The sequence below is a fragment of the bacterium genome (genome assembly GCA_018814885.1).
Lineage (GTDB): Bacteria > Krumholzibacteriota > Krumholzibacteriia > LZORAL124-64-63 > LZORAL124-64-63 > JAHIYU01.
Map to the genome: position 1 here is coordinate 42,582 of JAHIYU010000193.1, position 9,422 is coordinate 52,003.

At 67.8% G+C, this 9,422-nt stretch carries 3 protein-coding genes; 1 reads left to right on the plus strand and 2 read right to left on the minus strand.

Going from position 1 to position 9,422, the window contains the following annotated elements; genetic code table 11:
* Positions 1-227: 227 nt before the first annotated feature.
* On the plus strand, positions 228-6,317 hold the full coding sequence (locus tag KJ554_14985) for a hypothetical protein (protein MBU0743636.1): 6,090 nt from the start codon (positions 228-230) through the stop codon (positions 6,315-6,317).
* Positions 6,318-6,396: 79 nt separating this feature from the next.
* On the opposite strand, the gene KJ554_14990 is transcribed toward KJ554_14985, so the two are convergent.
* The gene (locus tag KJ554_14990; protein ID MBU0743637.1) at positions 6,397-7,452 is read right to left on the minus strand and encodes a putative porin; all 1,056 of its coding nucleotides are present in this window, start codon (positions 7,450-7,452) and stop codon (positions 6,397-6,399) included.
* Positions 7,453-7,659: 207 nt separating this feature from the next.
* Positions 7,660-8,763, minus strand: a complete 1,104-nt coding sequence (locus tag KJ554_14995; protein MBU0743638.1) for an endonuclease — start codon at positions 8,761-8,763, stop codon at positions 7,660-7,662.
* Positions 8,764-9,422: the final 659 nt, after the last annotated feature.

The window sequence follows — 9,422 nt, forward strand, 5'->3', positions numbered from 1 at the left end:
GGTGATACCGTCCCGATCGGGAGCCCCGGGCCCACGCCCGGGGCTTTTCTCGTTACCGACGCGAATCGACCGTTGCCTCGCCGATCGTTCCTCCCAATATTCATGGCAAGCATCTCGCGGGATATTTTCAAGGGGAAATCGCTTTAACCCATCTGTGCGCGCGCGTAACGTGCGGGACGTATCGGACCATTCATCCCCAAGCCCGTACCCGAACGGGGAGCCATGTCATGAACCCGTCGATCGATGCCATATCCCTCCCGCGCTCCATCCGTCTGTCTCTGGTCGGATTGCTCGCCATCATCTGTTCAGCGGGCTGTCTCGACAACCAGACCGTGAGCAGCGATCCCACGACCGGCCCTCTGCCCGGCAGCGAACACAGCGCGGACTACGCCGAGGACTGGACCCGGGTCGAGGCCCTGAAGAACGAGCAGAAGTTCGAGGCGGCCGACGATCTGGTCACCGAGATCCGCGCCGCCGCCCGCGACAAGAACCACCAGGAGACCTGGACGCGCGCGCTGGTCGAGGAGACGCAGCTGCGCACGGCGCTGCACGGCTACGAGACTGCGGTCCGCTTCCTCAAGGACGAGCCCTGGCCCGACGAGCCCTTGTGGCGGTCCGTGCTGGACCTCTACTACGCCAGCGCGCTGGTCGTCTACTTCCATCAGTACAGCTACGAGATCCGCGGCCGCGAGCACGTGGCGGGCGACGAGACCGTCGACCTGAAGGCCTGGACCACCGACCAGATCGCGCAGCAGGCGCATCTGGCATTCGGGCGGGTCTGGGCGCAGCGCGAGATCTGGGGGGCGCGTTCGCTGGGCCCGCTGTCGATCTACATCGAGCAGAACGACTACCCAGCGCGCATCCGCGGCACGCTGCGCGACGCGGTGTCCTACATGTGGGCGAATCTGCTGACCGACGAATCGCTCTGGCGCCCGAAGCACGGCAACGAGACCTTCCTGCTGGACAGGGCGGTCCTGATCGAGGGCGGCACGGACGGCGACGTCGATCCGACCGACCCCGACATCCATCCCCTGCGACGGCTCTGCGCGATCCTGGGCGACCTGGAGCGCTGGCACGCGGACGCCGCGCGCGACGAGGCCGCCCTGGAGGCGCGCCTGACCCGCCTGCGCAGCCTGTTCGCTTCCCTGGGGACCGAGCAGGACAAGCAGGCGGTCATCGACCACCTGGCCCGGGTGCAGGGCGGGTTCGACGCGGCCTACGACTGGTGGTCCATGGGTCAGTGGCAGCTCGCCGCGTTCCTGCAGGAGGGGCAGGGCGACGAACCCCTGGTCGCGGCCCATCACGCGGCCGTGGCCGGCCGGGACCGTCATCCCGAGAGCCTCGGCGGTCGTCGCTGCGCCAACCTGGTCGAGAACCTGGAAACCCCCGACTACAACCTGGAAGCCATGTCCGTGGACGCGGCGCACGAGCGTTCCATCCGGATCACGCACAAGAACATGGATCGCCTGTATTTCCGGGCCTGGCGGTACGACCTGGCGGAGTACGTCGAGGGGACGGAATGGCAGAGCGCCCCCTGGCCCGGCGACGAAACGATCGAGAACTGGGTCGACTTCCGCGAACCGGATCTGGCGTGGAGCGTGGACCTGCCGCCGACGCCCGACTTCGCTTCGCACAAGACCTACACCACGCTGCCGGCCGACGGGAAGGGCGCCTACGTCGTGACCGCCTCGCCGCGCCGGGACTACGAGGGGCGCTTCAACCGCGTGACCGCCGTCAACATGATCGTCAGCGATCTGGTGCTGATCGTGCGCGATCTCGGCGGTGAGCTGGAGCTGGGCGCGCGCTCGGGGGCGACCGGCAAGCCCATGGCCGGCGTTAGCATCGAGATCCAGCGCCAAACCGGTGGTAGCCGCGATTCGCGAACCGAGAGATTGGAAACGGATGCGCGGGGACTCGCCTATGCCGATGTCCCGAGCCAATACACGAGAATGCGCGTCTTCGCCCGCAAGGGCGGGGATCTGGCCCTCATCCGGAATCTCCACGCCAGCCGGCCGCGCGCGCCGCAGGATCGCGTCCGCAGCTTCGTCTACACCGACCGCAGCGTCTACCGGCCGGGACAGACCCTCAACTGGAAGGTGGTCGCCTACCGGGGCGGCGCGCAGCCGGAATACGAGACGCTGCCCGAAACACACCTGGTGGTCTCCCTGCTCGACGGCAATCGCAAGGAAGTGTCCGCGGATACTCTGCAAACCAACGCCTTCGGCTCGGCTGCGGGGAGCTTCGTCATCCCACGCGGCCGCATGCTCGGCAACTGGCAACTCCTGACATCCCTCGACGGCAACGCGTCGGTGAAGGTCGAGGAATACAAGCGCCCCACCTTCGAGGTGAGCATCGACGACCCGGCGAGTCCCCTGCGTCTGAACCGGCCCGCGAGCCTCGGCGGCCGGGCGGACTACTACTTCGGGCTGCCCGTGAGCGCGGGCGACGTGGTCTGGCGGATAACGCGCCAGCCGCGCTGGCCGCGCTGGTGGTGGTGGCAGCCCCCGTCCGCCGGCATCCAGACCGTCGCGTCCGGACGCACCACCCTGGACGCGCAGGGTGCGTTCGAGGTGGAGTTCACGCCCCGGGCCGACGAGCGCCTGAGCGAAGACACCGACGTGAGCTACTTCTACAACCTCACCGCCCACGTGACCGACGAGGGCGGCGAGACCCGACTGGCGGAGCGCGTGTTCCGTCTCGGTTTCGTGTCGGTGGACGCGGTCGTCGAGACCGCGGCCGGCTTCGGGCGCGCAGGCGAGCCCCTCGCCCTGACGGTGACCCGCACCGATCTGAACGGCACGGCGCGCCCCGGCGAGGGCGTCTGGCGGCTGGTGGAGCTGCAGCAGCCAGAGAAGGCCCTCCTGCCGGCGGATCTGCCCGTGTTCTTCCCTCCTGCCGACGGCGAGCCCTACCGCACGGCTGGCGATTCGCTGCAGCCGCGATGGCAGACGCTCCCGTCCGCCGAGCAGACCACCGTCCGCTGGCCCGACGGCCGCGAACTCGACCATGGGACGCTCGAACACGGCGACGACGGCGTCGGCGAGCTCCGGATGGCCAACCTGCCCCCGGGCGCCTACCGGCTCCATTACGAGACGGTGGACGACTTCGGCGCAACCAGCCGCACCCGTCGCGACTTCCTGGTCGCCGGGCGCCGGGCCAAGCCCCTGGCGCTGCCGCTGATCCTGCAGGCCGAGCACAGGTCGGTCGCCGCGGGCGACACGGCGCGCCTGCTGGTGCGCTCGGGGTTACCCGATCAGGAGCTGGTGCTGGAACTCGCGCAGGACGGGCGCCGCTTCGAACGCCGGGTGATGCTCTCCGGGCGCGACGACGAACTGATCGAGATCCCGATCACGCCCGGATTGCGCGGCGGCTTCTGGGTCCAGGCGACCGCCCTGCGCGACCACCAGGTGATGCAGACATCGGTGAACATCTTCGTGCCCTGGGACGACCGCAGACTGAAGATCGAATTCGCGACCTTCCGCGACCGCCTCCGGCCGGGCGCCGACGAGACCTTCCGCGTCACCGTCCGCGACGCCGACGGCCGGCTCGACGAGCAACTCGTGGCCTCGGGTGCCGCCGAGCTGCTGGCCTACATGTACGACCGCAGCCTCGACATCTTCGCCATGCACACGCCGCCGTCGCCGATGTCGCTGTATCCCACGCACATCCGTCCCATGAACGTCAGCGATTCCCTGGGCCTCGCGCAGAACATCTGGCGACGCGGCCGGGGTCACGGCGCAAGGACGGGATTCCCGTACCTGCAGGAGGACCGGCTGCGCGCCATCGACGGCTACGGCATCGGCGGCATGGGTGTGCGGATGCGGAGCGGCCGGCTTTACGTGCGCGGGGGGCGCGATGGGAGCATGGACATGGCCGCTGAAGTGGCCGATTCGATGATAGACATTCCCGGCACCCTGTCAGATTCCGACAGCAGCTACATCATGGCCCCCGCCGAAGGCATAGAGACCCCGGCCGGCGGCGGACCTGCGGAGGAACCCGTCCAGCCCCGCACCAACTTCGCCGAGACCGCCTTCTTCGCCCCGCACCTCCTGCTGGACGCCGACGGCGCCGCCGTCATCGAGTTCAAGGTGCCCGACTCGGTCACCGAGTGGAACGTGTGGGTGCACGCGGTGACCCGCGATCTGCGCTCGGGCTCCGCGCACCGGACGACCGCCAGCGTCAAGGAACTGATGGTCCGCCCCTACCTGCCGCGCTTCCTGCGCGAGGGCGACCGCGCCGAGCTGAAGGTGCTCGTGAACAACGCCGGCGACGCTGCGCTGAGCGGCCGGCTGGACTTCGAGCTCTTCGATCCCGACACGGAAGCGGACCTGCGCGGCGCCTTCGGCCTGACCGCCGACGCGACGACCGGCGTCCCCTTCACCGTCGCTGCCGGCGGCGGCACGGACCTGGTCTTCCCCATCGCGGCACCGGTCCGCGTGGGCCCGGTGGTCTGCCGCGCGACCGCCCGCGCCGGCGACTACAGCGACGGCGAGCAGCGGTCGCTGCCCGTCCTGCCGGGACGCATGCACCTGATGCAGTCGCGCTTCGCGAGCCTGCGCGAGGGCGAGCGTCGCGAACTGCATTTCGCCGATCTGGCCGCGGACGACGACCCCACCCGCATCGACGAACAGCTCGTGGTGACCGTCGATGCGCAGCTGTTCTACGGCGTGCTGGGCGCCCTGCCCTACCTGGTGGACTATCCCTACGCCTGCACCGAGCAGCTCATGAACAGGTTCCTGAGCACCGGCATCGTGACCAGCCTCTTCGACAGCTACCCGCCCGTGGCGGAGATGGCCCGCGGGTTCGCCGCGCGAGAGACACGTCTGGAGGCGTGGGAGGACCCCGATCCCAACCGCAAGCTCCTGCTGGAGGAAACACCCTGGCTGCGGCGGGCCGAGGGCGGACGCGAGACGGGATACGGCCTGATCAAGGTGCTCGACCCCGCGATCGCGCGCTCGACGCGCGACGTCTCCCTGGCCAAGCTGCGCGAGGCGCAGACGGCTTCCGGCGGTTTCCCCTGGATGCAGGGCTGCCCGCCGTCCTCCTACCTGACCCTGTACATCCTGTACGGCTTCAGCAAGGGCCTCGAGTTCGGCGTCGACGCGCCCAAGGACATGATCGCCCGCGCCTGGCGCTACATGCGGGAGCATTACTACGACGACCATGTCGACGAACTGATGGCCAAGGGCTGCTGCTGGGAGACGGTCACCTTCCTCAATTACGTGCTGTCCAACTATCCGGACGACACCTGGACCGGCGGCGTCTTCACCGACGACGACCGCGCCCGCATGCTCGATTTCTCCTTCGCGCACTGGCGCGAGCACGCGCCGCTGCTGAAGGGCTACCTGACCCTGACCCTGGCGCGCGCCGGCCGCGACGACGATGCGCACCTGGTCTTCGACTCGATCATGGACTCGGCCAGGGACAATCCGGACCTCGGCACCTACTGGGCCCCGGAGGACCGCGCCTGGCTGTGGTACAACGACACCATCGAGACCCACGCCTTCGCCCTGCGCGTGATGACCGAGCTGGCGCCCGACGACGCGCGCCGCCACGGCCTGGTGCAGTGGCTGCTGCTGAACAAGAAGCTCAACCACTGGAGCTCGACCCGCGCCACCGCCGAGGTGATCTACGCCCTGGTGCACTACATGGAGCGGGAGGGCGCCCTGGGCGCGCGCGAAACCGTGGATGTGACCGTCGGTCCCCTCGCAAGGGAATTCGTCTTCGAGCCCGACGCCTACACGGGCGCCCGCAACCGCGTGATCGTCGCGGGCGACGAACTGGACCCGAAGACCATGTCCACCGTGGTCGTCGAGAAGGGCGGCAAGGGCACGGCCTTCGCCTCGGCCACCTGGCACTTCTCCACCGAAAAGCTGCCCGCAGCAGGCGACGGCGACCTCTTCGCGGTCGCCCGCAGCTTCTTCCGGCGCCACAACGACGGCGAGGGGTGGGTCTTGAGCCCTCTCGCTGCGGGAGAACACGTGGAAATCGGCGACCAGGTGGAGGTCCAGCTGTCGGTGAGCGCCAGGCACGCCGCCGAGTTCGTGCACCTGCGCGACCCGCGCGGCGCCGGCTTCGAGCCGGAGTCGACGACCTCCGGCTACCGCTGGGACCAGGGACTCGGCTACTACGAGGAGATCCGGGACTCCGGCGCCAACTACTTCTTCTCCCGGTTCCCCGCGGGCCAGTACACGCTGCGCTACCGGCTGCGCGCCAACATGGCCGGAGAATTCGAGGTCGGCCCGGCGATCCTGCAGTCGATGTACGCGCCGGAGTTCACGGCGTATTCGGCGGGGAGGCTGCTGCGGGTGGAGTGACATCCGGGTCGCGGCCCCACCGCCGGAAAACGAAAGCCCGGGCCGCATGGTCCGGGCTTCGTCGTCGCTTTCCCCCGCGCTAGAACCGGAACTTGAGATCTGCCATCAGGCGCTTGAAGTCGGTGCCGTTCTCGACGCCCAGCTTGTTGACGAAGCAGGTCAACGCGAACACTGACTTGCCCGACAGCTGGTAGCCGAAGCCGAACTCGTGGCCCTTGCCGTCGGTGCCGCCGCCGCGGAAGTCGGAGTCGGTCAGGGCGCCCATGACGGCGTCCTTCTGGACCTCGCGGTAATTGTACTTCAATTCCCAGGTGCCCGCCTTCTTCGCCTTGCCCAGCCTGGCGCCGAACAGGTAGCCCTGCTCGTCGGCATCGGCCTCCTGGTTGGTCACGAAGTCGGCGAACACGGTCACCGGCAGCTCGCCCGCCGCGAAACCCAGCTGCACGAAGACCTCGACCAGGTTGAAATCCGTAGCGAAGGCGGCGCCGTCGTTGCTGTTGCCGAAGAAGTCGCCGTCGTACAGCGGCCCGGCGAGATCGGTGTAGTTGAAGTAGCTGCCGCCCACGACGAACCATGCGCCGTCCAGCGTCTGCCGCAGGCCCGCCTGAGCGCCGAACAGGGCCGAGTTCTCGGCGGATGAGCGCTCCTCTACCCACAGGCCCGCGCCGTTCACGAAGAAGCGGGTGTCACCCTCGCCCATGGTGTGCGCCAGGGCGAGACCCTCGGGAGAGAGATCGTTGTCCCACAGCAGCTCGCTCGGGGCGAAGAACGGAATGCCCATCTTGCCGCCGGTGATCACCGCACCGGACCGCGCGTGCGTCCAGGCGAAGTACGCGCGGTCGAGCATGATGCTCTTGGTGGTGAAGCCGTCGCCCAAGGTCTGGTTGCCGGATACAGGATCGCCGCTTCCCGACGACAGGCGGAAACCCAGCTCCAGGTTGTCCTCGGGCAGAGCCGCGAGGTCCAGGCGCGCCCTGATGCGCTGGCGGTTGCGCAGCTCGCTGCCGTCCACGTCGAATCGCTCTTGACGGTATCGCAGATCGCCGCTCAGGGTGACGGTCTCCGTCCAATCCCCTGCTGTCGCACAGGCGGCGGCGAGCACGGCGAACAACGCCGCAAGGGCACAGCTCTTCATGTATGTCACTCCTCGACTTCAGGCAGATTGTGGGCCGCGGTCCCGATCAACATGCATCATCCGGGTTTGGTACAACACGTCACGGCCTTGTGTCTGTGGTGGGAACCGAACGCAAGATACGCGTATGGCAAGAGTCCGGCGAGTGAAAAAATACCTGCGATCTTCCGGCGCAGCGCGACGGACAGGCTCATGCCGGCGATACCGGCATCATTTGATCAGGATCACCTTGCGCACATCCGCCGCACCCCCGCTCAGCAACCTGACGAAGTAGGCGCCGCTGGCCGCGCGCGCGCCCGCGTCGTCGGCACCGTCCCAGACGACCCGGGTCTCCCCGGCCCCGCGGTACTCGCCGAGCAGGGTCCGCACCTGCCGACCCGCCGCCGAGAACACGTCGAGGCCCACGTAGGCGGGCGCTTCCAGCCGGACGGACACCGTGGTGCTGGGATTGAACGGGTTCGGATAGATCTCCGCGATGACGGGCCGCGGCGTCGCGTGGGCGGCGACGGCCGTGGCGCCGCCGTCGAAGATGTAGGCCACCCATTCGGGATGGTCGATGAAGGGATTGCGGTTGCCCTGGTAGGCATACACGATGTCGTTGCGGCCGCGCTCCCGGTCGTCGACGGGATCGTCGAAGTGCCAGGCCAGCAGGGTCTCGAGCAGGCCCATGTAGGCCACCGAAGCGTTGACGCCGCCGGAGGTCTGGATCAGGGCAGGGTTGTCGGTCAGGATCAGATCCGGTTCGGCGCCGGCGTCGCCCTCGTAGCGGACGTCCATGTAGAACATGGCCCGGGCCACGTCGCCCATGCGGCCCGCCCAGGTCTCCCAGGAATCGGCGTCCTGCTCGTTGACGCCGCTCTGGCCGTCGTAGAAGTCGGTCGCGTATGACGTGCAGCCGCTGACGCAATCGTCATAGTAGAGGTTTCCGCGCGCGCCGTTGTAACCGATGTCGCACAGGAACAGGTGGTGGCAATCGCTGTAGGGCAGGTTCGACGAGCCGTCGTCGGGGAAGCCATAGCTGTTGGGCCAGGTGTGTTCGCGGTTGTAGTCGTCGTTGCCCGCGCCGTACTTGGGGAAGGTGCGGTTCCGGTAGACGTCGAGGATGCGGCCCGAATTGTAGGGATCCTCGTCGGCCAGCTCGAGCACGTTCCAGGTATCGGTGGACGACGACGTGTAGGGGATCTTCGTGTGGCCGTCGATGACGTCGTGCAGCGTGGCGCGCAGGGACGCCGGGCTGGTGATGTCGATGGTGCCGTAATAGCCGGAAGGCGGCGCGGCCGCACCGCGAAGGGGTGCGAGGGACAACAGCCACATGGCGGCGAGCGCATATCCGAAAAAGGCCGTTCCCCTACGGGCACATCTGGACAAGAAGGAACCTCCAGTTGAAATCCGGTCCGCATGCGGCACTTTCGAAGCGGTCCCGACACATGATTATAACACGAAAAATCTCCAGCGCCGAATCGCGACGTGCCGCCACCGCTTTCTCGACATCACGGCGGCACTGTAACGAAACGTCTTCACGGCACGCTCTGTCTTTGAATAAACGAGATGAACGCGCCGCGCCACGACATCGGCGGACTCTCCGGGGATCGTCGTCCGGAGAGGTCGCTACTTCTGCAAACACCGCCGTGGGTCCTCCCCTGCCGCCCGGACCGCGAATCCGTGAATCCGGAGTTTCCACGCATTCCCTGCGTGGACCGGAACTGGATCGAGACGATCCCGACACTCGAGATCGCCGACGATGACTTGACCCGGGGACGGCCGATGAGTCTGTACCGCCGATATGGAATGGACGTATGCCGGGGGGGGCCGCCCTCCCGCCGGGAGGCGGATCGTAGAGTAGGGCGCAGGCGCGGTGACCCGTAGGTCTTCCCTTGGCTGTGTCCGCCGTTTCCAGCTTCGTGCCCGTTTAGGGACGACCGTGGCTCCGTTTCCAGCACCCCCTCATCAAACCGTGCATGAGGTTTTCCCTC

Bases quoted from the DNA above. Each gene is read 5' to 3' on its own strand.
- KJ554_14990 (MBU0743637.1), bottom strand. From the start codon at position 7,452: ATGAAGAGCTGTGCCCTTGCGGCGTTGTTCGCCGTGCTCGCCGCCGCC.
- KJ554_14985 (MBU0743636.1), top strand. From the start codon at position 228: ATGAACCCGTCGATCGATGCCATATCCCTCCCGCGCTCCATCCGTCTG.
- KJ554_14995 (MBU0743638.1), bottom strand. From the start codon at position 8,763: ATGTGGCTGTTGTCCCTCGCACCCCTTCGCGGTGCGGCCGCGCCGCCT.